26 protein-coding genes and 1 tRNA gene are annotated in these 26,847 nt (G+C 55.3%); 12 read left to right on the plus strand and 15 right to left on the minus strand.

Features of this window, described 5'->3' with window-relative positions:
- Positions 1 to 11 precede the first annotated feature (11 nt).
- The gene (locus ACR0DT_RS01980) at positions 12 to 902 is read right to left on the minus strand and encodes a YicC/YloC family endoribonuclease (RefSeq protein WP_480709138.1); all 891 of its coding nucleotides are present in this window, start codon (positions 900 to 902) and stop codon (positions 12 to 14) included.
- A 231-nt stretch (positions 903 to 1,133) separates the two neighbouring features.
- Between ACR0DT_RS01980 and ACR0DT_RS01985 the strand changes: the two genes are divergently transcribed.
- Positions 1,134 to 1,808 carry a PAS domain-containing protein gene (locus ACR0DT_RS01985; protein ID WP_480709139.1) on the plus strand — a complete coding sequence of 225 codons (675 nt, stop codon included), beginning with the start codon at positions 1,134 to 1,136 and terminating at the stop codon, positions 1,806 to 1,808.
- Between the two features lie 53 nt (positions 1,809 to 1,861).
- On the opposite strand, the gene ACR0DT_RS01990 is transcribed toward ACR0DT_RS01985, so the two are convergent.
- On the minus strand, positions 1,862 to 3,232 hold the full coding sequence (locus tag ACR0DT_RS01990; protein ID WP_480709140.1) for a class II 3-deoxy-7-phosphoheptulonate synthase: 1,371 nt from the start codon (positions 3,230 to 3,232) through the stop codon (positions 1,862 to 1,864).
- A gap of 169 nt (positions 3,233 to 3,401) precedes the next feature.
- On the opposite strand from ACR0DT_RS01990, the gene ACR0DT_RS01995 reads away from it, so the two are divergent.
- Positions 3,402 to 4,406, plus strand: coding sequence for a GlxA family transcriptional regulator (locus ACR0DT_RS01995; RefSeq protein WP_480709141.1), 1,005 nt, complete (start codon positions 3,402 to 3,404; stop codon positions 4,404 to 4,406).
- A gap of 1 nt (position 4,407) precedes the next feature.
- Here the strand turns inward: ACR0DT_RS01995 and ACR0DT_RS02000 are convergent, their stop codons facing one another.
- A complete protein-coding gene (locus tag ACR0DT_RS02000; protein ID WP_480709142.1) occupies positions 4,408 to 5,502 on the minus strand; it encodes a PQQ-dependent sugar dehydrogenase in 1,095 nt (364 codons plus the stop codon).
- A 166-nt stretch (positions 5,503 to 5,668) separates the two neighbouring features.
- On the opposite strand from ACR0DT_RS02000, the gene ACR0DT_RS02005 reads away from it, so the two are divergent.
- From ACR0DT_RS02005 to ACR0DT_RS02020, 4 genes are all read left to right on the plus strand, one after another.
- On the plus strand, positions 5,669 to 6,850 hold the full coding sequence (locus tag ACR0DT_RS02005; RefSeq protein WP_480709143.1) for an ABC transporter substrate-binding protein: 1,182 nt from the start codon (positions 5,669 to 5,671) through the stop codon (positions 6,848 to 6,850).
- 106 nt (positions 6,851 to 6,956) lie between these two features.
- Positions 6,957 to 7,745 (plus strand): ABC transporter ATP-binding protein, encoded by a 789-nt coding sequence (locus ACR0DT_RS02010; RefSeq protein ID WP_480709144.1) that lies wholly within the window; start codon positions 6,957 to 6,959, stop codon positions 7,743 to 7,745.
- A complete protein-coding gene (locus ACR0DT_RS02015) occupies positions 7,742 to 8,572 on the plus strand; it encodes an ABC transporter ATP-binding protein (RefSeq protein WP_480709145.1) in 831 nt (276 codons plus the stop codon). The genes ACR0DT_RS02010 and ACR0DT_RS02015 overlap by 4 nt, the downstream gene beginning before the upstream one ends.
- The gene (locus tag ACR0DT_RS02020) at positions 8,572 to 9,126 is read left to right on the plus strand and encodes a hypothetical protein (protein WP_480709146.1); all 555 of its coding nucleotides are present in this window, start codon (positions 8,572 to 8,574) and stop codon (positions 9,124 to 9,126) included. Before ACR0DT_RS02015 ends, ACR0DT_RS02020 begins: the two co-directional genes overlap by 1 nt.
- Before the next feature lie 182 nt (positions 9,127 to 9,308).
- Here the strand turns inward: ACR0DT_RS02020 and ACR0DT_RS02025 are convergent, their stop codons facing one another.
- Positions 9,309 to 9,662 carry a hypothetical protein gene (locus tag ACR0DT_RS02025; protein ID WP_480709147.1) on the minus strand — a complete coding sequence of 118 codons (354 nt, stop codon included), beginning with the start codon at positions 9,660 to 9,662 and terminating at the stop codon, positions 9,309 to 9,311.
- Positions 9,663 to 10,084: 422 nt separating this feature from the next.
- Here ACR0DT_RS02025 and ACR0DT_RS02030 point away from each other — a divergent pair, with 422 nt between their 5' ends.
- The 4 genes from ACR0DT_RS02030 to ACR0DT_RS02045 all read left to right on the plus strand — a co-directional run bounded on the left by ACR0DT_RS02030 (position 10,085) and on the right by ACR0DT_RS02045 (position 13,428).
- Positions 10,085 to 10,462 carry a hypothetical protein gene (locus tag ACR0DT_RS02030; RefSeq protein WP_480709148.1) on the plus strand — a complete coding sequence of 126 codons (378 nt, stop codon included), beginning with the start codon at positions 10,085 to 10,087 and terminating at the stop codon, positions 10,460 to 10,462.
- Between the two features lie 206 nt (positions 10,463 to 10,668).
- A complete protein-coding gene (locus ACR0DT_RS02035) occupies positions 10,669 to 11,679 on the plus strand; it encodes a branched-chain amino acid ABC transporter permease (RefSeq protein WP_480709149.1) in 1,011 nt (336 codons plus the stop codon).
- Positions 11,676 to 12,989 carry a branched-chain amino acid ABC transporter permease gene (locus ACR0DT_RS02040; RefSeq protein ID WP_480709150.1) on the plus strand — a complete coding sequence of 438 codons (1,314 nt, stop codon included), beginning with the start codon at positions 11,676 to 11,678 and terminating at the stop codon, positions 12,987 to 12,989. Before ACR0DT_RS02035 ends, ACR0DT_RS02040 begins: the two co-directional genes overlap by 4 nt.
- 187 nt (positions 12,990 to 13,176) lie before the next feature.
- The gene (locus ACR0DT_RS02045) at positions 13,177 to 13,428 is read left to right on the plus strand and encodes a hypothetical protein (RefSeq protein WP_480709151.1); all 252 of its coding nucleotides are present in this window, start codon (positions 13,177 to 13,179) and stop codon (positions 13,426 to 13,428) included.
- A 44-nt stretch (positions 13,429 to 13,472) separates the two neighbouring features.
- Here ACR0DT_RS02045 and ACR0DT_RS02050 read toward each other — a convergent pair whose 3' ends face one another.
- Positions 13,473 to 15,014, minus strand: a complete 1,542-nt coding sequence (locus tag ACR0DT_RS02050; RefSeq protein ID WP_480709152.1) for a helicase HerA-like domain-containing protein — start codon at positions 15,012 to 15,014, stop codon at positions 13,473 to 13,475.
- Between the two features lie 437 nt (positions 15,015 to 15,451).
- Between ACR0DT_RS02050 and ACR0DT_RS02055 the strand changes: the two genes are divergently transcribed.
- Positions 15,452 to 16,048 (plus strand): invasion associated locus B family protein, encoded by a 597-nt coding sequence (locus tag ACR0DT_RS02055; protein ID WP_480709153.1) that lies wholly within the window; start codon positions 15,452 to 15,454, stop codon positions 16,046 to 16,048.
- A 67-nt stretch (positions 16,049 to 16,115) separates the two neighbouring features.
- On the opposite strand, the gene ACR0DT_RS02060 is transcribed toward ACR0DT_RS02055, so the two are convergent.
- The 4 genes from ACR0DT_RS02060 to ACR0DT_RS02075 are packed head-to-tail and all read right to left on the minus strand — an operon-like array spanning position 16,116 to position 20,355.
- Positions 16,116 to 17,324 carry a beta-ketoacyl-[acyl-carrier-protein] synthase family protein gene (locus ACR0DT_RS02060; protein ID WP_480709154.1) on the minus strand — a complete coding sequence of 403 codons (1,209 nt, stop codon included), beginning with the start codon at positions 17,322 to 17,324 and terminating at the stop codon, positions 16,116 to 16,118.
- Between the two features lie 9 nt (positions 17,325 to 17,333).
- A complete protein-coding gene (locus ACR0DT_RS02065) occupies positions 17,334 to 17,591 on the minus strand; it encodes an acyl carrier protein (RefSeq protein WP_170348740.1) in 258 nt (85 codons plus the stop codon).
- Positions 17,592 to 17,623: 32 nt separating this feature from the next.
- Positions 17,624 to 18,715: a UDP-3-O-(3-hydroxymyristoyl)glucosamine N-acyltransferase gene (gene lpxD / locus ACR0DT_RS02070; RefSeq protein ID WP_480709155.1), complete on the minus strand. Its 1,092-nt coding sequence runs from the start codon at positions 18,713 to 18,715 to the stop codon at positions 17,624 to 17,626.
- Between the two features lie 35 nt (positions 18,716 to 18,750).
- Positions 18,751 to 20,355 (minus strand): L,D-transpeptidase family protein, encoded by a 1,605-nt coding sequence (locus ACR0DT_RS02075; RefSeq protein ID WP_480709156.1) that lies wholly within the window; start codon positions 20,353 to 20,355, stop codon positions 18,751 to 18,753.
- Positions 20,356 to 20,709: 354 nt separating this feature from the next.
- Between ACR0DT_RS02075 and mepK the strand changes: the two genes are divergently transcribed.
- Entirely contained in the window at positions 20,710 to 21,279 is a 570-nt protein-coding gene (mepK, locus tag ACR0DT_RS02080) for a peptidoglycan L,D-endopeptidase MepK (protein ID WP_480709157.1), read from the plus strand.
- Positions 21,280 to 22,357: 1,078 nt separating this feature from the next.
- Here the strand turns inward: mepK and ACR0DT_RS02085 are convergent.
- The 6 genes from ACR0DT_RS02085 to sufC form a co-directional block, all read right to left on the minus strand.
- Positions 22,358 to 22,434, minus strand: a tRNA-Arg gene (locus ACR0DT_RS02085).
- Between the two features lie 66 nt (positions 22,435 to 22,500).
- Positions 22,501 to 23,721: a cysteine desulfurase gene (locus ACR0DT_RS02090; RefSeq protein WP_480709158.1), complete on the minus strand. Its 1,221-nt coding sequence runs from the start codon at positions 23,719 to 23,721 to the stop codon at positions 22,501 to 22,503.
- Positions 23,722 to 23,734: 13 nt separating this feature from the next.
- Positions 23,735 to 24,262, minus strand: a complete 528-nt coding sequence (locus ACR0DT_RS02095) for a YIP1 family protein (RefSeq protein ID WP_480709159.1) — start codon at positions 24,260 to 24,262, stop codon at positions 23,735 to 23,737.
- 35 nt (positions 24,263 to 24,297) lie between these two features.
- Positions 24,298 to 24,783: a YIP1 family protein gene (locus ACR0DT_RS02100; protein ID WP_480709160.1), complete on the minus strand. Its 486-nt coding sequence runs from the start codon at positions 24,781 to 24,783 to the stop codon at positions 24,298 to 24,300.
- The gene (locus ACR0DT_RS02105) at positions 24,783 to 26,063 is read right to left on the minus strand and encodes a SufB/SufD family protein (RefSeq protein WP_480709161.1); all 1,281 of its coding nucleotides are present in this window, start codon (positions 26,061 to 26,063) and stop codon (positions 24,783 to 24,785) included. Before ACR0DT_RS02105 ends, ACR0DT_RS02100 begins: the two co-directional genes overlap by 1 nt.
- Complete coding sequence (sufC, locus tag ACR0DT_RS02110) at positions 26,063 to 26,818, minus strand: Fe-S cluster assembly ATPase SufC (RefSeq protein ID WP_480709162.1); 756 nt, start codon at positions 26,816 to 26,818, stop codon at positions 26,063 to 26,065. Before sufC ends, ACR0DT_RS02105 begins: the two co-directional genes overlap by 1 nt.
- Between the last annotated feature and the right edge of the window lie 29 nt (positions 26,819 to 26,847).

A 26,847-nucleotide genomic window follows, 5' to 3' on the forward strand; every position in this document is an offset into this window, starting at 1 on the left:
TGTTCCCATCGTCATTCAATATTTTGCACCTGTTCGCGCATCTGGTCTATTACGGCCTTCAACTCAAGCCCCACCGAGGTCAGCTCGGCACTTTGCGCTTTTGAACACAGCGTGTTGGCCTCACGGTTGAACTCCTGCATCAGGAAATCCAGCTTGCGCCCCACAGCCCCATCCTGCGACAGCAAATCATGTGCTGCGTTTACATGAGCTTTTAGTCGGTCGATCTCTTCGGTGATATCGGATTTGACCGCGATCAACGCCAATTCCTGCGCAACCCGGTCGGGGTCAGCCCCCTGTGTGTTGTCCAACACCCTTGCCAGATTTTCCCGCAGCGCTTCAGCAGTCTTGTCTTTGCGCTGTTCCGCAAGCTCGGCCGCCTGCACAGTCAAATCTGCGACCTGAGCAAGCTGTCCGTTCAGAATGTCTGCGAGCGCTTTGCCTTCGGTCTGACGCATGTCGACAAAGGCGGCCAACAAGTCAGCGAATTCCGTCGAAAGTTCCTTCACCAGCGGAGCCGAGTCATCCGCATCGTTGCCGGCCTCCAACATCCCCTTCTGCGCAATCAACTCTGCCGCTGTCGAAGGCGCTAGCGCGACACCACTTTCTGCGGCCATCTGTTCTGTGCGGGCCAACGCAGCAAGCGCCGCGCCCATGGCGGTTTCGTTCAGAACCAGATCAGGGGCAGTTTCCTCACGGCTTAGGCGCAAGGATAAGGTGACATTGCCACGGTTTAGCGATTTTGACAGTTGCGCGCGCAAGGCGGCTTCAAGCCCGGTCAGCCACTCGGGCATGCGCAGACGCATGTCCAAACCCTTTCCGTTCACACTGCGCAGCTCCCACGTCCAACTATGAGGTCCAAACGCCCCTTTTCCTGCGGCGAATCCGGTCATGGATCTGATCATGTTGGCTGTCCTCATCTGCTCGCTTGCTGCACCTAAAGCCATCAACGGGTGCAGGGCAAGAGTTTGCTAGTTTTCGACCTTCGTCCAGAAGTTAACCATTCATTAAAGAATTCCTCCAAAATTGACTCAATCCGTGTCAATTTGGCCTTGCTCAGGGATGTTCAGACCGGAAGGGTCCCGATATCTGGCATTTTAGACAAATGACGGTCGATTGACGCTAGGGTGGTGAAAATGAAAACGTTTTTCGGGAACAGGTTCGGATCGAACTCTGGAAAGATCGTCGCAATGGATCGTTTTGACAGCGGGCGCAGTCTCTCGCCCATCCGACAGGTCGAGGCGTATTGGACTGCGCTGTTAACCGGCGACGGTGTTCCCAAACGTGCGCAAATCGACCCCCGTGGGCTTGAGAACGTTCTGGAGTACACTTTCATCCTTGAACGGATCGCGCCCGGACTTGCGCGGTTTCGTCTGGCCGGCAGCCATCTTAACAATCTGGCAGGCATGGAAGTACGCGGCATGCCGTTGACCGCGTTTTTTGAACCTAGCGCTCGTGGCCAGATTTCAGACGTTTTGGAACAAGTCTTCGCCCGACCAGCGGTTGCCGAGCTTGGGCTGGTTTCCTCTGGCAAACTGGGGCGAACTCAACTGCAGGCGCGCATGATCCTGCTACCCTTAAAAAGCGATCTTGGTGATATCAGCCGCGTTCTGGGTGTGATGATTTCCGATGGCGTGATCGGAGCAACGCCGCGGCGATTTACCATGCCCGATTTTAAGATACGGGCCAAATTCGACGTTCAGGCACCACAACAACCGATTCAGCAGACTACGGCCGGGTTTGCGGAAGAACAGGAAGGGTTCAAGAAGCCCGGATCACACTTGCGTCTGGTTGCCTCGCGAGACGACTAACCAAAGAAGGCGGGCCACTACAGCCCGCCTCTTATTCTTAAAGACAATGAAACTTAGCTTGCTTCGCGCTTGTTGCGATCGCGGCGCAGATTGGTCAATTCTTCTGCGACCAGGAAAGCCAGTTCCAACGATTGCGTCGCGTTCAGACGCGGGTCGCAAGCTGTATGGTAACGATCTGACAGATCCTCTTCGGTCACGGCACGCACGCCGCCGGTGCATTCAGTCACGTCCAGACCCGTCATTTCGAAATGCACGCCGCCGGGGATGGTGCCCTCAGCCTGATGTACACCGAAGAAGTCGCGTACCTCGCGAAGGACCGAGTCGAACGGACGGGTTTTGTACCCGGTCGCCGATTTGATCGTATTGCCGTGCATTGGGTCGCAGACCCAAGTGACCTTAGCACCCTCTTCTTTGACGGCCTTGATCAGACGCGGCAGGTGTTCACCCGCTTTACCCGCACCGAAACGCGCGATCAGGGTCAGACGACCCTCTTCGTTTTCCGGGTTCAGCTTGGACATCAGTACCTTGAGATCCTCTGCGGTCGTCGTCGGACCACATTTCAGACCGATCGGGTTCAGGACCCCGCGACAGAACTCCACATGCGCACCGTCCGGTTGCCGCGTGCGGTCGCCGATCCAGATCATGTGGCCGGAACCGGCCAGCCAATTCCCGGAAGTCGAATCCAGGCGCGTCAGTGCCTCTTCGTATTCCAGCAACAGGCTTTCATGGCTCGTGTAGAACTCGACGGTCGAGAACTCATGCGTGGTGTCCGCTGTGATCCCAGCCGCACCCATGAAATCGATGGTGTCTTGAATACGGTCGGCGATCTCCGAGTATTTTTGGACATCCTGTACGTCGGTGAAGCCCAGGGTCCAGGAATGCACCATGCTCATATCAGCGAAACCGCCGGTCGAGAAGGCGCGCAGCAGGTTCAGGGTCGCCGCTGCCTGAGTGTATGCCTGCAACATCTTACCCGGATTCGGAATGCGTGCCTCGGGTGTGAACGCCAGCTCGTTGATAATGTCACCACGGTAGCTGGGCAGTTCAACGCCATCCACCACCTCGGTCGGGGCACTGCGCGGTTTGGCGAATTGGCCGGCCATTCGGCCCACTTTGACCACCGGCACCTTTGCACCATAGGTCAGAACCATCGCCATCTGCAGCATCACCTTGAACGTGTCGCGGATTGCATCCGCACTGAATTGTTCAAAGCTTTCCGCACAATCCCCGCCCTGCAACAGGAAGGCTTCGCCGCGACCGGCGGCACCCAAGTGTTGCTTCAGACGCCGTGCTTCGCCCGCAAAGACCAGCGGGGGATACTGCGAAAGCTGCGCCTCGACCTTGGCCAGTGCGGCCGCGTCGGTATAGTCTGGCATCTGAACCCGGGGCTTGTTGCGCCAGTTCGTTTTTTGCCATTCAGTCATAGCTTTGATCTCCGCTGAAGTATTCAGGTTGCTTCTATACAAAATGCATTGAAGACTGACCATATATGATTTGGCCCTCTTGACGCAGCAAACAAGCTTTGGTCATGGTGGCTGCCAAATCTGACGTCGGACAAAAAGTCGCCGGACGCCGAATCAAGGACACCTCGCCATGCAAGAGCAACGCCAAGTTGTCACGGTGGAAGACACTGGGGCCACCTCCCGCAATTTTGTTTTTGTCCTATTGGACAATTTTTCTCTGCTATCTTTTGCCTCGGCATTGGACAGTCTGCGGATTGCCAACCGTATGGCGGATAAACCGCTGTATACTTGGAAGTTGATGGGTGAAGGCGGCGAGACCGTCAGTTGCTCGGCAGGGACAACCTTTGCGCTGGATTCAGACTTGGTTGAGTTGCAACGCGACGATGTTGTGCTGATCTGTGGTGGGGTCGACGTTCAGGCCGCAACCACCAAGAAGGTGTTGAACTGGGTGCGCCGCGAAGCGCGTCGGGGTCTGCGCATCGGTGGTTTGTGCACTGCAGCCTATACTCTGGCCAAAGCCGGTTTGCTGGACGGCAAACGTGCGACCATTCACTGGGAAAACTCGGACAGTTTTGTTGAGGAATTCGACGAGGTCGACCTGACCAAATCCGTCTTTATTGTCGACGGCAACCGGATGACCACGGCGGGTGGCACATCGTCAATTGACCTGCTGCTTAAAATGATCGCCGATGATTTCGGCGAGGATTTGGCGAATGCCGTCGCCGATCAGATGATCTATTCCTCGATCCGTACCGATCAGGACACCCAGCGTCTGTCGACCCCAACCCGGATCGGCGTGCGTCACCCGAAGCTGAGCCAGGTTATCCTGATGATGGAAAAGAACATCGAAGAACCGATCTCGCCTTCGATACTGGCCAAGGATGTCGGTATGTCGACCCGGCAGTTGGAACGCCTGTTCCGTCGATACCTGAGCCGCTCACCCAAGCGCTATTACATGGAGCTGCGGCTGCACAAGGCGCGCAACCTACTAATGCAAACGGATATGAGCGTGATCAACGTGGCATTGGCTTGCGGGTTTGCCTCGCCCAGCCATTTCTCGAAATGCTACCGGGCACATTACAATACCACGCCATACCGCGAGCGGGGTGCGCAGGGTGACCGGTTGTCGGTTTAGGCTACGCGGGGGTCATGCGATAAACGGCCCCCTCACCCACAGAAATGAACCAGATTGACCCATCGGGGGCCTCAACGATGTCGCGTACCCGGATCGTTTCGGGACCTTTGATCTGTTCGACCTCTCGCAGCGGCGATCCTGCCAACCGCCCGATATAGTCGAACTTGAGCGATCCAACAAAGATATCCCCTCTCCAGTCCGGCCACAGTTTGCCGGAATAGACCATCAACCCGGACGGGGCGATGGACGGGTCCCAATAATGCTTTGGCTGCTCCATCCCCGGTTTCGCGGTGCCTTCGCCAATTTTGTCTCCAGAGTAATGCACGCCATAGGAAATAACTGGCCAACCGTAGTTCAATCCTGGCTGAACCAGATTGACCTCATCCCCTCCTTTGGCTCCATGTTCCGATATCCAAAGACGGCCCCGGGCATCCAAGTCAGCTCCTTGCGGGTTGCGATGGCCATACGACCAAATCTCGGGGCGAACAGCACTTTCCCGAACAAAAGGATTGTCAGCAGGAACCGATCCGTCACGGTTCACACGGATCACGGTGCCATTATGGTTTGACCTGTCCTGGGCTTTGGGGCGTTCACCCCTGTCACCGATCGTGACGAACAAGGTTCCATCCTTAGATTCAACCACGCGTGACCCAAAATGACGTCCGCCTGAGCCGCCCGGCACCGCTTCGAAGATCACACGCAGGTTTGTTAGTCGATCACCCCCCTCGGACAAGCGGGCCACCGCAAGGGCGGTCCCGGCACCGCCACGTTGTGGCTTGGAGAAGGTCAGGAAAATCTCGCGAGTTTGTTTAAAATCGCGGGCGACAGTCACATCAAGCAAACCACCCTGCCCTTTGGCCAGAACATCAGGCACACCTTTGACGGAATTGGCTTTCCCATCTGCAACATAAAGCAGTTCACCGTCACGTTCCGTGATCAGAACACCTTCGCCCGACAAAATGCCGATTGCCCACGGGGCATCCAAGCCTGTGACCATCGGAGTAACTTGCACAGGGCCGGATGAAGTTTGCAAAACATCAGCACTGACGAACCCAGCCTTAACGACAAGAAACAGAATCGTGAAAACTCTCAACATTCAGCTCTCCATCCGCAGCATCCAGTCACCAAACATTGGGACAAGCCCAACAAAACAATCAGAACTTTAGGTGGCAACCACACTTTTGCGTGAGGACTTTTCTTTTCCCGGCAGCTTGCCTAGGGTCGTGCGCAGAACAAACATGTTCCAATTTGGGAGTAACCACATGAAAAAGCTGCTTACTGCAACTGCAGCAACCGCACTGCTGGCCGGCACCGCCATGGCCGAGGATGTAAAACTGGGCGTTCTGTTTGGATTCACCGGACCGATTGAATCACTGGCCCCGTCCATGGGGTCTGGTGCTGAACTGGCAATGTCCGAAGTTACCGAATCCGGCAAGCTTCTGGATGGTGCTACGGTCACTGCGTCGCGCGCTGACACTGGCTGCATCGACAATGGCCTTGCGACCTCGAACGGTGAACGGATGATCGCGGACGGCGTTGCCGGTATTATCGGTGGCGATTGCTCGGGCGTGACTGGCGCGATTCTTCAGAACGTTGCGATTCCGAATGGCATGGTCATGATCTCGCCTTCGGCAACCTCGCCCGGCCTGTCGTCAATGGAGGATAACGGCCTGTTCTTCCGCACCGCCCCATCGGATGCGCGTGAAGGTCAGATCATGGCTGATATCCTCAAAGATCGCGGCATCAACTCGATCGCACTGACCTACACCAACAACGACTTCGGCAAAGGTCTGGCTGATGCCATTCAATCCTCGTTCGAAGCTGCTGGCGGTGAAGTTACCATCGTAGCCTCACACGAAGACGGCAAGGCAGACTATTCGGCAGAAGTTGGCGCACTGGCGTCGGCAGGCGGTGATATTCTGGTTGTTGCGGGCTATCTGGACCAGGGTGGCCTGGGAATCATCCAGTCCTCGCTGGACAGCGGAGCGTTTGACACGTTCGGCCTGCCCGGCGGCATGATTGGCGACTCGCTACCGCAGAACGTTGGCCCGGATCTTGATGGTTCGTTTGGTCAGATCGCTGGCTCGGGTGGCGAAGGTGCTGAAAAGTACTTTGCAATGGCCGAAGCCGCGGGTTTTGATGGCTCGTCCCCTTATTCACCGGAATCTTACGACGCCGCTGCTTTGTTCATGCTGGCAATGCAGGCTGCCGGTTCGACCAACCCAGCTGAGTACGGCGCAAAGATCATGGAAGTTGCCAACGAACCAGGCGAAAAAATCTATCCGGGTGAATTGGCCAAGGGGCTGGAGCTGCTGGCCGCAGGTCAGGAAATCGACTATGTCGGAGCATCCGGCGTTGAGCTGATCGGCCCCGGCGAAAGCGCGGGATCCTACCGCGAGATCGAAGTAAAAGACGGTAAAAACGAAACCGTTAAATTCCGTTGATCTAACACTAACCGTCTTAAAAACAAACAGCCCGGGCCTTGTGTCCGGGCTGTTTCAGTGACAAAAGTCTGCACCTCTGTTTTCGGGGATAAGGCAAGGGAAAACCATGATCGTCGTTGAGGACGTGCACAAGCATTTTAGCGGGTTCCACGCGGTGGACGGTGCTTCGCTGGAAATCCAGAAAGGCTCGATCACCGGTCTGATCGGACCGAACGGAGCAGGTAAAACCACCCTGTTCAACGTGATTGCGGGTGTGCTGCCGCCGACCGGTGGCAAGGTATTCATGGATGGTGAGGACATCACCGGCCTGCCCCCGCATGAGCTGTTTCACAAGGGCCTGCTGCGCACCTTTCAGATCGCGCATGAGTTTTCCTCAATGTCCTGCCGCGAAAACCTGATGATGGTACCAGGCGCGCAATCGGGGGAATCGCTTTGGAACACCTGGTTCGGCCGCAAACGTATCGCCGACGAGGAACGCGCCTTGCGCGCCAAGGCCGATGAAGTTCTGGAATTTCTGACCATCGAACATCTGGCCGACCACAAGGCCGGTCAGGTCTCGGGCGGGCAAAAGAAACTGCTGGAACTTGGCCGCACCATGATGGTCGACGCCAAGATCGTGTTTCTGGATGAGGTCGGAGCAGGTGTAAACCGCACCCTGTTGATGACCATTGCCGACACCATCCTGCGCCTGAACAAGGAACGCGGCTATACCTTTGTCGTCATCGAGCATGACATGGATTTCATTGGAAAAATCTGCAACCCGGTTATCTGCATGGCCGAGGGCAAGGTCCTTGCCGAAGGTACTTTGGAACAGATCAAAGCCAATGAGCACGTGATCGAGGCTTATCTGGGCACCGGCCTGAAGAACAAAGACAAGCTGGAGGCCGGGGCATGAGCGACAACCCTTACCAGGACGATCACGGCAACAAGGACGCGACGATTGCCAATACCAAAGGCATCGGCACGATGACCCCCGCCCATCCGACCAGCGGAGAAACCCACAAGGTCAGCGGCGGCCCTTTCCTGATCGGTGACACCATGACCGGTGGCTATGGCAAGGGTCCCGACATTCTGCACGACTGCACCATCGCCGTGGACAAAGGTGAGATTGCGGTGATCGTTGGCCCCAACGGCGCAGGCAAATCCACAGCTATGAAAGCCGTGTTCGGAATGCTGGACGTGCGCGCCGGCGCAGTACGGCTGGACGGAGAGGACATCACCAAGCTCTCACCCCAAGACCGCGTGATCAAAGGCATGGGGTTTGTGCCGCAAACTCAGAACATTTTTACGTCGATGACGGTTGAGGAAAACCTTGAAATGGGTGCCTTCATTCGCCGCGACGATATCAGCCAGACGATGGAGCAGGTCTATGACCTGTTCCCCATCCTGCGCGACAAGCGTAACCAGGCGGCAGGAGAGCTTTCAGGCGGTCAACGCCAACAGGTCGCCGTGGGCCGCGCGCTGATGACCCAACCCAAAGTGCTGATGCTGGACGAACCCACCGCCGGTGTCTCGCCCATCGTGATGGATGAACTGTTTGATCGGATCATCGAGGTCTCACGCACCGGTTTGCCGATCCTGATGGTCGAACAGAACGCCCGTCAGGCGTTGGAGATTGCGGATAAAGGGTATGTGCTTGTGCAGGGGCGCAATGCGTATAGCGGCACGGGAAAGGAACTGTTGGCTGATCCAGAGGTTCGGAAGAGTTTCTTGGGTGGGTGATGACTAAAAACACTGCTGCTGCATTAATTTATGCAATATCAACAACCACAGTATTGGCGTATTCGGCACCGCAGAGTCACTATATTGAGTTCAATTGCACCATAGTTCAAAAGTGTGACCACCAGTCCCTGTGTAAGACAACTGAAGAGCCTACTCAGATAGCTTATACCGCATTGGTCCACGACTTGTCAGTTTCCAAGTCAATTACTCCAATTGATTACCCATTTAACACTTGGCAGGAAGTGACAGCTTGGGTGGAATTCATTAATCCGCGTGCTGGCAAGCTCCCGTTGCCTGTTTGGTATCTCGACGATGCCGGTTTTGACCCGCAGATAACCTTCCGCCTAGAGGATTGGCTCAAAGGGGAACAGGATTCCCCTTACGACGTAAAGGGTTATGCTCTCGTTATGACTTGTGACCTGTATGAAATTCAGTACAGCAGGGCCAATTTAGACAAGGATGATGACTTGCCCTGGGAAATGACTGTTTATAGAAAGCTTTGGGGTGAAGTTGGCAAGTACCACACTCAGAAATTACTTTGCGATTCCGATTAATAACGAAATTTGACTTCCTAGCGGCACTCGTTTCGCATTTCACCTTCAACTACATCCAGTGTAAATATCCAAGTTTCGAAGCATTGAATTTGCGTTGCCAACATAGCTTTAAGTTGCTGAATTGGGAAAACAGGACCTTCTCTCATCTGCCCTGCCTTCACCACCAAGACATCCAACCTCAGTTATCCGATCGGATCACCACAAGACCCAAAATCCTGCGCGGCATGCGGGCCTTTGATCGACATATCATAGTTCAGGTCCTCGAAGTCCACGACAAAGGTCACGACGTCCTTGTCCATGATGTGAAGGAAAGTCAGTGAGTTCAGACCGGCAATGATCGTCGCTTCTCCGCGGATGTCATCTGTGACGAAAAAACCCTTATCTGTGGCTCCGGATCTCGCCAATGTCACCGCGCCACCATTGCTGTCCGACACGCAATTGACGACGAAATCCGCCCCGTCCAAAGGATCGCTTGTCGCGGCATGCGCCATCGCGGGCAAAACCGCGCTCAATATTACTGCTGCGTAGAATTTCATGATGTACCTCCCTTTAGTCAGCGCCCTCAGGCACAGGGCAAGTTCACCATTTAACTTAATAACTTCAATAAGCTGAACGGCCATCCTCACCTTCAGTTGAAACCCAGTGAATTGCCGTGTTCGTGTATCTGCCCCTTTTGGCGTCGCTCAGAATAAGAGCCTTTGGGTCAGCAATTATGGCGAGATAATGACGATCGAAGGCTTGCGCAGCCGGAAATGAATTCAACGTCTAATAAAACGGTTTATTCCCTGTTGGTTATTCCTTCCACTTTCAGAATTGAGAAATTGAGGCCGTCCAGAATTCTGCCCTGTCTCGGCTCAATTTCCGCCATGATCCACCCATAACCACGGGCGCGCGAACAGCGGGAATCCTGGGCGGATTCTTAAAATTTCGGGCGATTGCCCTCTTCAGGAGACATAAAATGAAATATCTGGCAGCGCTTGCCGCCATCGTTCTGCCTGCGACCGCGCAGGCCGTGTCGCAAGCCCCCGCGGAAGGTGAATTTGTATACGAGTGCCAGATTACCGAAACTTGCAATCCCGGTGGATGCAATCCTCTTGATCCTGCGCGTGAGGTTGCGCTGAAAAAAATCGAGGGGCAATCTAAAGGCTTGCTGCTGGCCGACGGTCAGGAGCTTGAAGTTATGGTAATCCCCAGCCTCGGGGCGCAGGAATTTCTGCAAATTCTAAGCAATGGAAGCGTCGGATACACGGTCAATTCCGAGTCCGGTCATCTTGAGGTGCGCGCCTCTGGCGGGCAACAACGAAACGAACGTGGCGTTTGCACGCTGCCCAACTGAACTTTTTCGTATCTGCGAGAACTGCGAAGTTAAACCAATGACGCGCCGGAAAAATACGACCCGATCCGGCGCGCATTAACTGCCAGTAAAGAACGCTGCGCAATTGCAGTTTTTCTACGGAATTCTGCTGTCCATAACCGTTGAAATATTGTGTCTTTGCGTGCGGGTATGCCATAAGGCCGCACCCGGCGGAATGGGAAGGTGAAATGGACATACTGAACGCGCTTGTCGCGCTTGCGAATTTTGTACTGGTGCCTGCGATTGCTTATGGCAGCCAGCTTGCACTGGGGGCGCTGGGGGTCACTCTGATCTACGGCATCCTGCGGTTTTCCAACTTCGCCCATGGCGACACGATGGCCTTTGGCGCGATGATCGCTGTTCTTGTCACCTGGGGGCTGCAGGCCGTTGGGATCAGTTTTGGTCCGTTACCTACTGCGCTGCTCGCCCTGCCCTTTGCCATTCTAGGCTGTATCGTTCTGGTGCTGATCACTGATCGTCTGGTTTATCGGTTCTATCGCGAACAAAAGGCCAAACCGGTCATTTTGGTTATCGTCTCGATGGGCGTGATGTTCATCATGAACGGTCTGGTACGTTTCATCATCGGCCCGGACGATCAGAGGTTTTCAGACGGTCAGCGGTTTCTAATTTCCGCACGCGAATTTAAGGCCATGACCGGGTTGAATGAGGGGCTGGCGATCAAGACTTCTCAGGGTATTACGGTCATCGTTGCGGTCGTCGCCGTGGTTCTTTTGTTCTGGTTCCTCAATAAGACACGCACTGGCAAGTCAATGCGCGCTTATTCGGATAATGAAGATCTGGCCCTGCTGTCCGGCATCAACCCCGAGCGTGTCGTGATGATCACTTGGATTATCGTTGCGGCGCTGGCCACAACGGCGGGCGTGCTTTATGGCCTCGACAAGAGCTTCAAGCCTTTCGTCTATTTCCAACTACTACTGCCGATTTTCGCCTCGGCTATCGTAGGAGGGTTGGGTAACCCAGTGGGTGCCATTGCAGGCGGGTTCATCATCGCCTTTTCCGAGGTCACGATCACCTATGCCTGGAAAAAGGTGCTGACCTATCTGGCACCGGAGAATCTGGAACCTTCGGGATTGGTGCAATTCCTGTCCACCGATTACAAATTCGCCGTCAGCTTTGTCATCCTGCTGATCGTGCTTTTGTTCAAACCTACGGGTCTGTTTAAGGGGAAAGCAGTATGACCGAGCCTGTCAGAAACACACTGCTTTTTGCTGTCGTCGGTGGTCTGATCCTGCTGACCGGTTTCACGCAAAGCTGGAACGCTGCGATCCTGATCCTGAACATGGGGCTGATCTCAGCCATCATGGCGCTTGGGGTAAACCTGCAATGGGGCTTTGCCGGTCTGTTCAACGTCGGTGTCATGGGCTTTGTTGCGCTTGGCGGCCTTGCTGTCGTGCTGATCTCGACCCCGACCACTCCCGGGGCCTGGTCAGCAGGTGGGTTCGGCATTGTTCTGGCCCTGCTGTTGGGAGCGGCAACCGTAGTGGCCACAGTTCTTGTGGCGAAGAAGATGCCCAAAGGTCGGGTGCGAACCATCTCGATTATCGCCATTCTTGTCGTCGGCTTCTTTATTTTCCGCGCTGTACTTGATCCAAATACTGCTGCGGTCGAGGCGATTGAGCCGGCTGTTGCGGGTAACCTCGGCGGTCTGAACCTGCCCGTCCTTCTGGCCTGGCCAGCGGGTGGGCTTTTGGCTGCGGGCGCTGCGTGGCTGATTGGTAAAACCGCTTTGGGCTTGCGCTCGGACTATCTGGCTATTGCAACGCTGGGTATTGCCGAGATCATTATCGCGATTCTGAAAAACGAGGACTGGCTGGCCCGAGGCGTCAAAAACGTCTACGGTATCCCGCGCCCAGCTCCGGTCGTCGGATACGAAGTTGATCTGCAAAATGATCCTGGATTTGTGGCGCGTGCTGAATGGTTAGGACTGGACACCGTCACGGCTTCGACGTTGGCGGTCAAACTGGGCTATTCACTGCTGTTCCTGATCGTTCTACTAGTGTTGCTTTGGATGGCGCAAAAAGCGTTGAACAGCCCATGGGGCCGTATGATGCGCGCCATTCGTGACAACGAAGTCGCGGCCGAAGCGATGGGTAAGGACGTCACCCGCCGCCACCTGCAGATCTTTGTACTGGGTTCGGCCATCTGCGGCATTGCCGGTGCCATGATGACTACGCTGGACGGCCAGTTGACCCCCAGCGCGTATCAGCCATTGCGGTTTACCTTCCTAGTCTGGGTGATGGTGATCGTAGGCGGTTCTGGCAACAATTTCGGTGCCGTTCTGGGCGCGTTCGTCATCTGGTTCCTATGGGTTCAGGTCGAACCGATTGGCCTGTGGCTGATGAACCTGATTACTTCCGGACTGCCCGATGGCAGTGCGCTCAAGGCCCATCTGATCGGAAGCGCCGCACATATGCGTCTGCTCACAATGGGTTTGATCTTGTTGATTGTTCTCAGATTCAGTCCAAGAGGCCTGATCCCCGAGAAATAAATCACATTCCGGGGAAAAATCGGAACCGCGCCGCAAAATCGGCGCGGTTTCTTGATTCATGAACCGAACCTTAATAGACCGAATTATCGTTGGGCACATTCCGGACCTGCGCCAGATCGCCTTCACGGTTAATTAGTCAGTTGACGCTGATACTACAGGTCACCTCTCGAGAGTAAGAAGACGACACATGAAAACTTCGTTTATCCCAAAGATCCTAATGCTGCCGGTTGTCGCCAGCTTGACGGCATGTATCCCTTCGCCCGAAGATCTGGAAACCGACCCGGTCAAGGTCCAGACCTCTAAGGGTGTGGTGACTTGCCAATTGTATCGTCCGGATCGCGTCATCTGGGATCGTGCCATCGACTATCCGGCAACCAAAATGTCAGTCGCCGAGGCTGACGGATACTGCCGTCAAGAAGGTCAGCGACGTCTGAAATAACCTGATTAGCACCGCGCGGCGCTTGGCTACGCGGTGCTCCAAGGTCATCTGGCCTTGAACAACCCACCCAAAATACCGCGTACGATACGGCGGCCAGTGGTACCTTTCAGCTCTTTGATTACGGCCTCGCTCATGGCCGTGGCAAATGTATCCTTCTGCCGCGTTACGCGGGATGAAGACCGCCCGACCCGGTTGCCGGAATACCGTCGGGCCGTGGCAAATTCGCGCTCGGCCATGGTTTGCGTATCCTCTTGCTCTTCCGCTTTCGCGGCCGCCTGCGCGGCCTGATCCGCACGCGCCTGCAGGATTTCAAAGGCCGACTTCCGATCTTTCAATGTTCCATATTTAACTTGCATCGGCGACGCCGCGACAACCGCTTGACGCTCGGACGCCGTGATCGGCCCAAGCTGCGTTCCCGGTGGCCGGATCAGCGTCCGCTCGACAATGCCCGGCACGCCCTTTTTCTGCAGCATCGACGTGACTGCCTCACCCACGCCAACCTCACGGATTGCGGTTTCCGTGTCGAAGGCAGGATTTTCGCGATAGGTCTCGGCAGCCAAGCGCAGGTTCTTGCGATCCCGGGCGGTAAAGGCGCGCAACGCGTGCTGCACACGGTTGCCAAGTTGGCCTAGAATATCCTCGGGAATATCAGCCGGATTTTGCGAGATGAAATAAACGCCGACGCCCTTGGACCGGATCAGCCGTGCGACTTGTTCCACCTTGTCGACCAAAACCTTGGGCGCATCGTCGAAAAGCAAATGCGCCTCATCAAAGAAGAACACCAGCTTGGGCTTGTCGGGGTCACCGACCTCGGGCAGTTCTTCGAATAGTTCGCTCAACAACCATAGGAGAAAAGTCGCATACAGGCGCGGCGATCCCATCAACTTGTCCGAGGCAAGAATGTTCACTACACCCTGCCCGTTTGCGTCAGTGCGCATCAGATCGGCCAATTCCAGCGCGGGTTCTCCAAACAGGTTGGTCCCGCCTTGATTCTCCAAAACCAAAAGGCGTCGCTGGATTGCTCCGATAGAAGCGGTTGAGACATTGCCATAGCGCAAGGATAACTGCGCCCTGTTTTCACCGATCCAGACAAGCAAAGCCTGCAGATCCTTAAGATCCAGCAGCGGCATCCCTTCTTCGTCCGCAACACGGAAAGCGATGTTCAAGATACCCTCTTGCGCTTCGCTTAAATCCATAAGGCGGGACAGCAGCAATGGTCCCATTTCGGTGACGGTGGTTCGCACCGGATGGCCCTGTTCGCCAAATAAATCCCAAAATGTCACCGGGCACGCGGAATAGGCGTAGTCCTGAAATCCAATGCGTGTAGCGCGATCCTGAAACGCCTGATGCAGTTTGTGGCTTTCACTGCCCGCTTTGGCGAGTCCGGACAAATCGCCTTTTACATCCGATAGAAACACTGGGACACCCGCCGCAGAAAACCCTTCTGCCAGAATTTGCAGCGTCACTGTTTTTCCTGTTCCCGTCGCCCCGGCGATCAGCCCGTGGCGGTTGGCATATTTCAACGTCAAGGATTGAGGCTGGCTATAATCTTCACCCGCGCCGCCCAGAAAGATGTTTTTGTCCATGTATGTAAGGCCTAAATTTCCACCGATCTCGACCCAGCATACAAAGTTAACCTTTGACTGCGATAGTCAATTTGCTGCCTACGCTGTCACAGGTGATGGGCGGCAAACTTCCTCCCTGTCGACTGACCGCGCCTTTGGGCGCGGTTTTTTTAAATCTGGGCTTGATCTTCCATTAAAAATTCAGGTTTTCAGTTGACGCATGCCATCGCCTCTCGTAACGTCTGCGCATAACTAAGTCGGCCAGTCCGACGGGGAGAAAATTTTTGAAAGGGAGCCGCTCCACCGGCTCCCTTTCTCATTTGTATAAGAGCGGCCTGTAACGCCGGAAAACGGCAAAAATCCGATCACAACCGCTAGTTTGCGCAGCTTAATGCCTGACACCATGTTCCTAGGGTGTTAGACCGGACAAAAAGCTCAATCACATTGCCGAGGCATTCATGATCAAGAACACTCTATCTCTCAGCCTTGTGGCCGCTACGCTTTGGTGTGGGGTCGCTTATGCGCAGGAAACAAATCAGGATACTGAGACCCCGCAAACCCAAGTCGCGCCTGGTCTGGACCTAGGGGAATCCGGGCCTCGCATCGGCGAGCAATACCTCAAGGAAGAAACCGGTGACTGGGCAATTATGTGCATCAAAACGGAGACTGAAAACGAACCGTGCGCGATGCGGCAGATTTTGACCGGACAACAAGGTCAACCTGTAGCGGAAATAACGATCGAAAAGCTACCCGAAACAGCTCCGGCTGCGGCTGGCGCTACTGTCATTGTGCCACTTGAAGTGCTGCTTCAAGCGCAGCTGGCGCTGTCGATCGACGGGGCACCGGGCAAGCGGTACAACTTTCACCACTGCAACCCCGTTGGATGTCTCGCGCAAGTTGGCTTTACGCAGCAAGATGTCGAAGCAATGAAAAGCGGTACCAAAGGAACCCTGTCTATGGTTTCGGTTCTGGCTCCCTCACAAGCGCTGCAGTTGGAGATTTCTCTGGCTGGCTTTACTGCCGGATTCGACCAGCTAGAAGTCATCCAAAACTAATGTTCTGACAAAAAGATAACGCCGCCTGAATTTACGGGCGGCGTTCTTGCGTTCTACAGTCTGAACATTAGGCCCGCTTCAGTGCCAGAACTGCATTCAGCCCTCCGAAAGCGAAGGCATTGCTAAGCGCCACGTCAATTTTAGCTTCGCGGGCCTCGTTAGGCACCACATCCAAGGCGCATTCCGGATCAGGTTCCTCATAACCAATCGTGGGGGCAATCACCCCGTCGCGCAGCGCCATGATACAGGCCAACAACTCTACCGCGCCAGTGCCACCGATCAGATGTCCATGCATAGATTTCGTAGACGAAATCATCAGGTCGTCCGCGTGTGGCCCGAATACATCCGCAACTGCCGCGCATTCGGTTTTGTCGTTTGCTGCCGTGCCTGTTCCATGGGCATTAATATACCCCACTTGATCCGCATTCAGTTTAGCGTCCGCCAGCGCACCTGACATAGCGCGTGCAGCGCCCTGTTTGCTAGGCATCACGATATCTGATGCGTCCGAGGACATGGCAAAGCCAACAACCTCGCAAAGGATATCCGCGCCACGGGCGCGGGCATGTTCATACTCTTCAAAGACGAAAATACCGGCCCCTTCGCCCTGCACCATACCATTTCGGTTGGCGCTGAACGGGCGGCAAGCGTCCTTGGACATCACACGCAGACCTTCCCAAGCCTTGACGCCGCCAAAACACAACATGGATTCAGACCCGCCTGTGATCATCGCCGGTGCGGCACCGCTACGCACCATTTGAAAAGCTAAAGCCATCGCGTGATTGGATGACGCGCAGGCAGTCGAGACAGTAAAACTTGGCCCTTTCAGGTTGTGTTCCATCGACACATGGCTGGCCGCAGCGTTGTTCATCAGTTTTGGTACGACAAACGGATGAACGCGGTTCTTCCCGTCCTCATAAACTGAACGGTAATTGTCATCCCAGGTGGATACCCCACCACCCGCTGTGCCCAGAACGACGCCGGACCGGGCGGCAAGATCACCGTGGAACTCGATCCCCGACTGGTCAATCGCCTCTTTCGCGGCCGTCAGCGTGAATTGCGTAAAGCGGTCATAAAGGCTCATCTGTTGACGGTTGAACCGCCCTTCCGCCTCGAACCCGCGCACCTGACCGCCGATTTTTATGGATAGCCGCTCAACATCGCGGAATTCAAGATCCGAGATGCCACAACGCCCTTCGCGCATGGCCTCCAGCGTATCGGGGACAGAATGACCCAGCGAATTGATCGTCCCGGCCCCGGTAATGACAACGCGTTTCATGAGGTTATGTCAGACCTTTTCCGACACAAGCTTTTCGATCCCGGCAATGATCGCAGCAACGTTGGAAATATCGAAATCGCTGGCTTGAGGTTCGTTGGCGTTGAACGGGACCGAAATGTCGAACTCTTCCTCGATGGCGAAAATGCTCTCGACCAGACCCAGGCTGTCGATTCCCAGATCTTCAAGCGTACTTTCGGGCGTGACGTCCGAAGGCTCCAGCACGGCCTGCTCAGCAATGATTGCGATGACGCGGTCGGTGATGCTCATGTCGGTCCTCTGATTATCCCGTTGCGGATGATTTAATCTCTCGGAGGCTGTTTGAAAACAGCCTTTTTCAACGCCTCGACGTCACGCGCCATGCGCGGCAAGCGGCGTTGTGCTTTGTAGATGTCGGTATGGGTTTCCATTTTGATCCCCGGATACCCCATGATGACCCGACCCGCGGGAACATTGGACAGGATTTTTGTGCCACCCCCTGCTATCACGCCATTGCCGATAAAGATATTGTCGACCACACCGGTTTGACCTCCCAAAACCACGTTATTGCCGATCTCAACCGAGCCGGACACGCCGGTCTGACCACAGAGCAGACAATCCTGCCCAACACGGGTGTTGTGGCCGACATGCACTAGGTTATCCAGTTTCGACCCATCACCAATGCATGTATTCCGGATTGTTCCATTGTCGACCGTGCAATTGGCACCAACTTCGACGTCATCCCCGATTTCGACTGCGCCCAGTGAGTGGATGCGCAGCCAGTTTTGCGCCCGCGCATCGCCCTTGTCGCCCATTGTTTTACGGACGTTTTCTACATCCGAGACCTCAGGCGTGACAAAGCTGAAGCCGTCGCCCCCGATCCGTGCACCCGGCTGAGCAATGAAACGGTCACCGATCTGCGCCCGGGCCCCGATGCTGACCATCTCACGCAAAACAGCATTGTCGCCCAGAACCGCGTCCATGCCGATCACGCAATGCGGACCGATGACCGCGCCCTTGCCGATACGAACCCGCGCTCCGATAACAGCCAAGGGGCCAATGGAGGCGTCCTCGGCGATTTCCGCAGTCTGGTCGATCACGGCCGAAGGGTGGATACCAGGCGCAACACCCTGACCGCGATCCAGCATTGCGGTTATTCCGGCCATCGCCATACGCGGACGGGGAACAAAAATAGCAGCCTCAAGCCCCAAGGATTGCCAATCAGCGCCTTCCCACAATACAGCCGCCTTCGCTGAACCACTGCTGAGCGCCTCAGCGTATTTCGGAGACATCGCCATCGCCAGATCGGTCGCCGCCGCATCGCCCGGTTCAGCCGCACGATTAACGATTAGGCTGGTATCGCCATGGCTGTCCGCCCCAAGAGCGTCGGCGATTTGCTGGATGGTGTAGTGCATATCGGGCTTCCCGGTTTAAGGATCTGCCCTGCTGATTACCCCTGAACGTCCGGCAGGGCCACCCCTGCTTTCTGCAAGGCCTCCCAGATTTTCCGATCACGGTCATAGACGTCCCGGCGGTACTGCACCTGTCCCTTCGGGTCGATATAGGCCGTGCGATAGATCAGGTGGACCGGAACGTGTTGTTCAAGCTGCACCGTGGTTTCCTTTCCGGTCGCCAAAACGCGCTGGAAAAACGCCTTAGGGTCTTCTTCCTGCTTAGCCAGCAGCGCATAGGCGAAATCAAACGGGTCTGCTAGACGGATACATCCGTGTGAGAACGCCCGCACCTCACGCGCGAACAGACTTTTTTGAGGCGTATCATGTAGATATATGTTGTACTTGTTGGGGAACATGAACTTCACCAACCCCAACGCGTTGCTCTTGCTGGGAGGTTGGCGCATTGCAAACGGGAAGTTCCGGGCGTTGAATTGGGTGAAATCCACCGCTCCGCGGTTGACCTGCCGCCCGCTGCGGTCAGTGATCTGGATATGACCAACGGCGTTGGGGTTGGACTGCAGCTGAGGCAGGTATTCCTTGGTGATAATCGAGCGCGGCACATACCAACTGGGGTTGATAACCATGTGCTCCATCTCGTCCGAGAATTCCGGGCTGCGACGGTCATGGGTGTTCTTGCCAATAACAGCGCGGGTTTCAAACGTTACCAGCCCGTCATCCACAATCTTGGCCGAGAAATCGGCCTGATTCACCAGGATGTGCCGCTCGCCTCGTTCGCGCGGCAACCAACGCTCACGCTCGAGCGCAACATAGACTGCTTTGAGACGGTCCGAGGCGCTGCGGTTCAGCTCGGTAATCGTGCCCTGCCCAGCCACCCCATCCGGTGCAAGCCCGTGGTCGGTCTGGAATGCCTGGACCGCAGCCAACATAGCCGCATCGAATTTTGGGCTGGCGGTCGAGCGTAAATATCCCATGGAAACCAAACGGTTCCGCAGCTTTATTACATTAGGTCCGGTGTCGCCATATTCCAGCTTTGCCACTGGAACAGTCGCACCCCATCCACCTTGGTGAATGAGGTTCTGCAACACCAGTTTCTGCTTCATCAACGCCCGGTATTGGGTCGTCTGCGGGGCTAGCCGATCGAAATACGCATCCCCCTCGGCTGTGACTAGCCCTTGCAAATGTTCTTTTGCCGAGGCTCTGTGAACTTTCCGAACCAAGCCGTCGTCGATCTGAGACGGACGCAGCGCACCAGATTGAACGTTCCGTGCGTATTCCACAAATGCTCGGCTGAGCTTGATTTCCACGGCACCCAGATCACGCGTTGAGCGTGCGCCCTGCATCTGCTCCACCAGCGCTTGAACGCTAATTGTCCCTTGCGGCAATCCATGCATATCGATCGACGACAACGCGCGGATCAAACGAACGCGGCGCGCGGTGTGTTGAGGCGTTTCGCCCACCCAGATCGGGACAAAACCAGCCTCTCGGTAGTACTCAGCGATTCCCGAACCCGAAGGCGCGAACTCGGCCACAGCCATCTGAAACGCAGTCGCTGGTCGGGAATCTGCATTCACTAAGGAAGCCGAAGCCAGAAAACATGCGGTTAAAATAATACCAGTACGCGTCCGAAAACCTGAGAACATGAGATGGCCTTGATTTTTATTATTTCTACGCCGCAAAATTGCGTGCCGATAAACTATGATTGCGCCGCGAGTTGGTTGTCTATTCACAAACGTATCAACCTGGCGCATCTTTTGATGCGTGATGCGTGTTTGCATCGCCCGGCGGAAATGCGCCGCCAAATGTCTCAATATTATACATAATCGCATCACCTGCGCAAAAAACTGCCGAAAATTCCCCCTTGAAAAGGTGAATTTGAAAGACTTCTTGGCTGACTTTTGCGTCTGTGTCATAAATCCCGCATCTGGGATGGGAAAAAATTAAGAACGCGCGCGTAACATCGTGTGCAGGCAGGAACAGTACGGGACGAAACTGAAATGACGATGAGCAGTACTTCGGGCATGACCCGGCGTGCCCTTCTGGGCGCATTCGCAGCTACGGCAGTTGTGGCAGCACCGACTTATTCCAATGCAGCAGGGTTTCTTCGCGGCGGCGGTGATATTCGCCGTATTCGTATGTATTCCGGTCGCACGGGTGAGCGGATTGATATGATATATTGGGTCGACGGCAAATACATCAAGGACGCTGTCAAAGAAGTGAACCACTTCATGCGCGACTGGCGGACCGATCAGTCCAAAGACATGGACCTGCGCACAATCGACATCATGGCTGCCTCACATAACCTGCTGGACGTCAATGAACCCTACATGCTGCTGTCCGGCTATCGGTCCCCGCAAACCAACGCAATGCTTCGCTCCCGTTCCCGTCGGGTTGCTAAGAACTCGTTGCACATGAAGGGTCAAGCGGCCGATCTGCGACTGTCGTCGCGCTCGGTATCGCAGATGGCCAAGGCCGCAATGTCCTGCCGTGCTGGTGGCGTTGGCAAATACTCTCGTTCAAATTTCGTTCACATGGATTGTGGCGAAGTTCGTAGCTGGGGCGGCTAAATCTTCCACAAGATTTGAGACAACGAGCGCCCTTAGGCGCTCCTATTTATGCGACCCGGAGATAATCCATTTTTGGGGTGAACCTGCCAAGAAGACTTGAATCCGCTCGAACATAGTTGCTACCTGCGTGTTCACTACTTTGTGCTCCAGCCAAGTAAATCCCCGTTTTTTCAAGTGACGTTGGCGCGCCTCATGCTGAGCGTGTGCTAATAAGTGAATTTTATTTCAAGACCAATTTCGCCTAGCCTTTCATGCTGCCCCTTCTCCTCTCTTCCGGACACCGGATGGGGGTTTACACGACTCCCGCCCCGTTCCACCCTTAAATGTGCAACCATATAGAGATGAAGGAGTTTGAAAGATGGCCTTAACAAACGAGCAACTGCAGGATCAAATTGTCCGCTTACGAGAGATATCCACAGCCCGTTAGGCCACGCTGCTCAACGTAACGAGCTTTCTGATGGAAATACTGACCCAAAAAAGGTGCATTGGACCTAGATGCCAGAGAAGAAATTGCCAAACAGCTCAACGATGCAGTATCACACATTCCAACCTCTGAGAGGGAACCTCAGGACATTGCAAACACGCACGAAAACGCTGCGAATATTCTGAGAAATCGACCGCGCCACTGAGTTCTGGCGGACATTGTAGCCAATCTTGAATTCGATCGTCGCAACGAATTTCCTGACGTCGACGTTGCTCCACTCGCGTATTCCCAAGAGAAACCGAGCTGTGGCTAGATTTTGACCCCAACTCCTCACAATCTAGGCTGCAACTCAAGCGTTTCTTTCCGACTGTAGGCGATCATTCGAATGTCTCCGGCGTACTCACGAGGTTTGGGCGAATAAAGCCGAACAATCCGAGCCATATTCTGCGCACAGATAAAAAATCACTCGATTTCAACGAGGAATGATTATTCTGACCGCTGTAGACATCGCTACGGCCGCCGTTAGAATCGCTAAACGATCAGCTGAACTCAGCTTCGCAAGTATATCTGAAACAGTTTCGAGCCATGCGCCACCTGACAGATCGAAGCGCCCCGCCGAGCCTCCGAAAACGAAATTTTTGCAAGGTAGTAGTATGGCGCACCTGAGAGGATTCGAACCTCTGGCCTCTGCCTTCGGAGGGCAGCGCTCTATCCAGCTGAGCTACAGGTGCCTTGGCCGTTAGCTATCCTTGATCCGATCCGGGCGCAACTGAAAATCTGCCCGAATCGACCAGCTTTTAGGCAAACAAATCATGCGCCAGTTCAAGGGCATCGACCAGCGTGTCGACCTCATCTTTGGTGTTGTACAGACCAAAGCTGGCGCGGCAGGTCGCAGTCACGCCGTAGAAATCCATCAGTGGACCAGCGCAATGATGACCTGCCCGCACGGCAACGCCCTTCTTGTCGAGGATTGTCGACACGTCATGCGCATGCCCTGCCCCATCCAAGGTAAAGCTGAAAATAGCGGCCTTATCAGGGCGCGTGCCCTGCACCTGCACCCAATTCAGCCCTGTCAGTCGTTGCATTGCATAATCGCGAAGCGCGCCTTCATGCGCCGCGATGTTCTCCATCCCCAGATCCATCATATAGTCCAGCGCCACGCCCAGCCCGATGGTCTGCACGATACCAGGGGTTCCGGCTTCGAACTTCATGGGCGGGTCGTTATAGATCACCTGATCTTTGCTGACCTCTTTGATCATGTCGCCGCCGCCGATAAAGGGGCGCATCTCGGCCATACGTTCGGATTTGATATAGATCGCGCCCGAACCGGACGGGCCATACAGCTTGTGCCCTGTGATCGCATAAAAGTCACAGCCGATATCCGATACATTGACCGGCATATGCACCGCGCCCTGGCTGCCATCGACTAGAACCGGAACACCTTTTGCGTGGGCGCCTTGGGTGATGGCCTTAACGTCCACCACAGTCCCCAGCACGTTCGAGCATTGAGTGACTGCGACCAGCTTGGTCTTCGGACCAATTGCATCAATCACGGCCTGTGGGTCCAGCCCACCATCCGCATCGATATCGACCCACTTCAGAACAATCCCCTGGCGTTCGCGCAGGAAATGCCAGGGTACGATGTTGGCGTGGTGCTCCATCACGCTAAGGACAATCTCATCCCCGGCCTGCAGGCGCGGCATCGCCCAGCCATAGGCCACAAGATTGATCCCCTCGGTCGTGCCCGAGTTTAGGACGATCTCATTCTCATCCGCCGCCCCAAGGAACCGGGCAATAGTTCCGCGGACGGATTCATATTTTTCGGTCGCTAGGTTGGACAGATAGTGCAGACCACGATGCACATTCGCGTATTCCTCGGCATAGGCACGCGTGACCGCGTCAATGACTGCCTGAGGTTTCTGCGCCGAGGCCCCATTGTCCAGATAAGTCAGCGGCCTTCCGTTCACCTCACGCGACAGAATCGGAAAGTCCGCGCGGATTTTATCTACGTCATACATGATATTCTTATCCTTATACCGGGCCGCTGGGTGTCAGAGCGAGGGCAAATGGCACCGCTATCAACGCAGACAGCACAATGACCCCGAAGGATTTCCAAAGCGTCCCGAATTTATGCGCTTCATTGAGGAAATGGAGCGTGACGTAAAGGCTCACCAACGCTGTGGCGAACAAAAACAGCACCATCAGAACCGGAGCAACTATGGCAAACATAAGCGTAATGAACATCGCCGTGATCTGCAGGTACTGTAACCAGACCGTCAGCGTCATGATTTCTTCAAACGATCCCTGACCGCCCAGCAAGCGCCCGACGAATAGGAACGCGCCGATGCTGAACAACATAAGGACGGACGAGCGGATCAGGCTCATGAAAATCGGTTCGGGTTCAGGAAGGTTTAGGCCCTCCGGCGCAGGAAGCAGATGTTCGAACCCAAACTGCACCAGCCCGTTCAACACAACGGCCAGAAAGAACCCGAGCCAAAGAACGTCACGCCCGACGCCAAAGGTCAGCAATTTTCGAGCAGCCTCTGCAGGGTTGGTCAAGGTTAGAACTGCTAGGCTTCCAAGAGTCGAGGTATTCATTCCGCTTGCCTTTGCGCTTGTCTGAGGCCAGCCAGCCAGAACCAGATAAACACCCCAAGCCACGCTGCCCCAACTAAGGTTAACGCTGGCCCAGGTCCAATAAGGCCCGCCACCAGTCCGTTCAACAACACTAAAGGTGTCGACGACAGCAAGGCCCAGAACAACGCCAATCGGGCACCATAAGCCGAACCTTTCCCACCAACCAGACGCGCCGCGCCATAAGAGACGAACGCCAATAAATAGAAGAACAGTGGCAGGATAATCACGGTCCCCAGTAGGGCCCCGCCCATTAGCATATTCAGCTCAAGCCCCTCTAGATGCGCCCGACGCGCCAGACTGGGAAGCTGTGCGATAAAGGCCACGATACAGAAGCCCATAACAAATATCAGCGCTCTGTCTTCCCGCTGCCCTAAATCCAAAAGCCGGCGCACCACGCGCCCCGGCCCCCGGTATGTGGCCACGATATCCGATGTGACAGGCATCAGCTGCGCCGTGCCAACCAATCTTCCAGACGGTCCACGATCTTTTCGGCGACTTCGCTGTCTTCGATCTCGTCAACCGCCTCGGCCAAAAAGGCCAGTGTCAGCATGTTGGTGGCGTCCTTGACCGGAACACCGCGCGACCGCAGGTAGAACAGAGCCGTCTCATCAATCGCGCCCGAGGTCGAGCCGTGCGAACAGGCAACGTCATCGGCATAGATCTCAAGTTCAGGTTTGGCGAGGAACTGACTGTCATCATCCAGCAGCAGCGACTGGCTGATCTGGTAGCCATCAGTCTTCTGCGCGCCTTCCTTCACCAGAATCTTACCCTGGAACACGCCTGTCGCACCGTTACGAAGCACTTTCTTGAAAACCTGACGGCTTTCGCAATTCACCGCGTCATGCGTGATAAAGACGGTGTCATCGTGGTGGAAATCGCCGTCTCCGACACAGGCACCCGCAACATGCGCAACCGCATTGTCACCGGTCAGTTCGACGACCTGTTCATTGCGGGTCAAAACGCCGTTGGCTGTCAGGCAAAACGACTTGTAGGTCGACTCTTCGCCGAGACGGGCGAACATATGCGTCATTGCCCGACGTTCATGATCGCGCCCTTGTGCACGCACATGGTGCAGCGTGCCCTTGTCGGCGATGTCGATCTCCATGCTTTTGTTAAAGCGCGACGCAGCCGGTCCAACCTCAAGAACGGTCACTTCGGCGCCGGATTCAACGCGGATCACGTGATGTAGCATCGCATCCGAAGTTTCCGAGGCATGGCGGTAGACAAAACAGATCGGCTTGGGCGGCGTGTTGGTTACATGGATCGCAACCCCATCCTTGGCAAACGCCGTATTCAGCGCCGCCAGCGGACGTTCAACCGGGGTTTGCCCCCGGCGTTCCAGCGTGCCATACAATTCCTTGGCCCAGTGTATGTCCTTGCCGCAAATATCCTCAATCCGGTCGATCCTGACGCCTTCAAGGCTTAGATCATCGGATTCTTCGGGGCTGAAGACGCCATCGACGAAGACAATGCGCAGCGTGTCCATATCTTCGAACAGCATTGGTTCACCAGCATCGAAAACTGCGGCACGTGGCGCCACGGCTGAAACCAGCGTATCGGGATGTGTGTACTTCCAGTACTCATCACGACGCCCTGGCAGACCCATTTCCTGCACACGAGCCAGAGCATCCTCGCGCGCGGCACGGGTGCACCCGGCTGCGGGCATGGTCATGCTGGCCAGCCGCTCCTGAGTTGCGGTTTGTTTCGCTTGCGGCAAAGCCATCAGTTCACCTCGGCCAGAATGTCGGCATAGCCGTTATGTTCAATTTCAAGCGCCAGCTCGGGCCCGCCGGTTTTCACGATGCGGCCGTCGGCCATGATGTGGACGACATCCGGTTTGATGTGATCCAGCAGACGCTGATAGTGGGTGATGACCAGAAAGCTCCGACCTTCGTCCCGCAACGCGTTCACGCCTTCCGAAACCAACTTCATCGCATCCACGTCGAGACCAGAGTCAGTTTCATCCATGATGCACATCTTGGGTTCCAACATGGCCATCTGCAGGATTTCATTGCGCTTTTTCTCACCACCCGAGAAACCAACATTGACCGGGCGCTTGAGCATATCAGCATCAATTTTCAGCGTTTTGGCTTTGGCGCGCACCTCTTTCAGGAAATCTGCCGCTGACAGTTCCTCTTGTCCGCGCGCCTTGCGTTGTGCGTTCACAGCCGTACGCAGGAAGGTCATGTTGCCAACGCCTGGAATTTCGACCGGATACTGGAATGCCAGAAACACACCAGCGGCAGCGCGCTCTTCGGGTTCCATATCCAGCAGGTCCTCTCCCTCCAGTGTAGCCTCACCTTCGGTGACCTCATAACCGTCGCGCCCCGACAGCACATAGCTGAGAGTCGACTTACCTGAACCGTTCGGCCCCATAATCGCATGCACCTTGCCGGGTTCGACCGTCAGGTCCACGCCCTTGAGGATTTGCTTGTCTTCGTCTTCAAGCTGTACGTGCAGGTTCTTGATTTCCAGCATGATTTTTCCTTTTGCGTATCGCAAGGGGC

The sequence above is a fragment of the Ruegeria sp. BI11 genome, from assembly GCF_056538005.1.

Bases quoted from the DNA above. Each gene is read 5' to 3' on its own strand.
- ACR0DT_RS02055 (WP_480709153.1), top strand. From the start codon at position 15,452: ATGATCAAGAACACTCTATCTCTCAGCCTTGTGGCCGCTACGCTTTGG.
- ACR0DT_RS02005 (WP_480709143.1), top strand. From the start codon at position 5,669: ATGAAAAAGCTGCTTACTGCAACTGCAGCAACCGCACTGCTGGCCGGC.
- ACR0DT_RS02035 (WP_480709149.1), top strand. From the start codon at position 10,669: ATGGACATACTGAACGCGCTTGTCGCGCTTGCGAATTTTGTACTGGTG.
- ACR0DT_RS02065 (WP_170348740.1), bottom strand. From the start codon at position 17,591: ATGAGCATCACCGACCGCGTCATCGCAATCATTGCTGAGCAGGCCGTG.
- mepK (WP_480709157.1), top strand. From the start codon at position 20,710: ATGACGATGAGCAGTACTTCGGGCATGACCCGGCGTGCCCTTCTGGGC.
- lpxD (WP_480709155.1), bottom strand. From the start codon at position 18,715: ATGCACTACACCATCCAGCAAATCGCCGACGCTCTTGGGGCGGACAGC.
- ACR0DT_RS02010 (WP_480709144.1), top strand. From the start codon at position 6,957: ATGATCGTCGTTGAGGACGTGCACAAGCATTTTAGCGGGTTCCACGCG.
- ACR0DT_RS02090 (WP_480709158.1), bottom strand. From the start codon at position 23,721: ATGTATGACGTAGATAAAATCCGCGCGGACTTTCCGATTCTGTCGCGT.
- ACR0DT_RS02105 (WP_480709161.1), bottom strand. From the start codon at position 26,063: ATGGCTTTGCCGCAAGCGAAACAAACCGCAACTCAGGAGCGGCTGGCC.
- ACR0DT_RS02050 (WP_480709152.1), bottom strand. From the start codon at position 15,014: ATGGACAAAAACATCTTTCTGGGCGGCGCGGGTGAAGATTATAGCCAG.
- ACR0DT_RS01985 (WP_480709139.1), top strand. From the start codon at position 1,134: ATGAAAACGTTTTTCGGGAACAGGTTCGGATCGAACTCTGGAAAGATC.
- ACR0DT_RS02000 (WP_480709142.1), bottom strand. From the start codon at position 5,502: ATGTTGAGAGTTTTCACGATTCTGTTTCTTGTCGTTAAGGCTGGGTTC.
- ACR0DT_RS02030 (WP_480709148.1), top strand. From the start codon at position 10,085: ATGAAATATCTGGCAGCGCTTGCCGCCATCGTTCTGCCTGCGACCGCG.
- sufC (WP_480709162.1), bottom strand. From the start codon at position 26,818: ATGCTGGAAATCAAGAACCTGCACGTACAGCTTGAAGACGAAGACAAG.
- ACR0DT_RS02075 (WP_480709156.1), bottom strand. From the start codon at position 20,355: ATGTTCTCAGGTTTTCGGACGCGTACTGGTATTATTTTAACCGCATGT.
- ACR0DT_RS02040 (WP_480709150.1), top strand. From the start codon at position 11,676: ATGACCGAGCCTGTCAGAAACACACTGCTTTTTGCTGTCGTCGGTGGT.
- ACR0DT_RS01990 (WP_480709140.1), bottom strand. From the start codon at position 3,232: ATGACTGAATGGCAAAAAACGAACTGGCGCAACAAGCCCCGGGTTCAG.
- ACR0DT_RS02100 (WP_480709160.1), bottom strand. From the start codon at position 24,783: ATGCCTGTCACATCGGATATCGTGGCCACATACCGGGGGCCGGGGCGC.
- ACR0DT_RS01980 (WP_480709138.1), bottom strand. From the start codon at position 902: ATGATCAGATCCATGACCGGATTCGCCGCAGGAAAAGGGGCGTTTGGA.
- ACR0DT_RS02045 (WP_480709151.1), top strand. From the start codon at position 13,177: ATGAAAACTTCGTTTATCCCAAAGATCCTAATGCTGCCGGTTGTCGCC.
- ACR0DT_RS02020 (WP_480709146.1), top strand. From the start codon at position 8,572: ATGACTAAAAACACTGCTGCTGCATTAATTTATGCAATATCAACAACC.
- ACR0DT_RS02060 (WP_480709154.1), bottom strand. From the start codon at position 17,324: ATGAAACGCGTTGTCATTACCGGGGCCGGGACGATCAATTCGCTGGGT.
- ACR0DT_RS02025 (WP_480709147.1), bottom strand. From the start codon at position 9,662: ATGAAATTCTACGCAGCAGTAATATTGAGCGCGGTTTTGCCCGCGATG.
- ACR0DT_RS01995 (WP_480709141.1), top strand. From the start codon at position 3,402: ATGCAAGAGCAACGCCAAGTTGTCACGGTGGAAGACACTGGGGCCACC.
- ACR0DT_RS02015 (WP_480709145.1), top strand. From the start codon at position 7,742: ATGAGCGACAACCCTTACCAGGACGATCACGGCAACAAGGACGCGACG.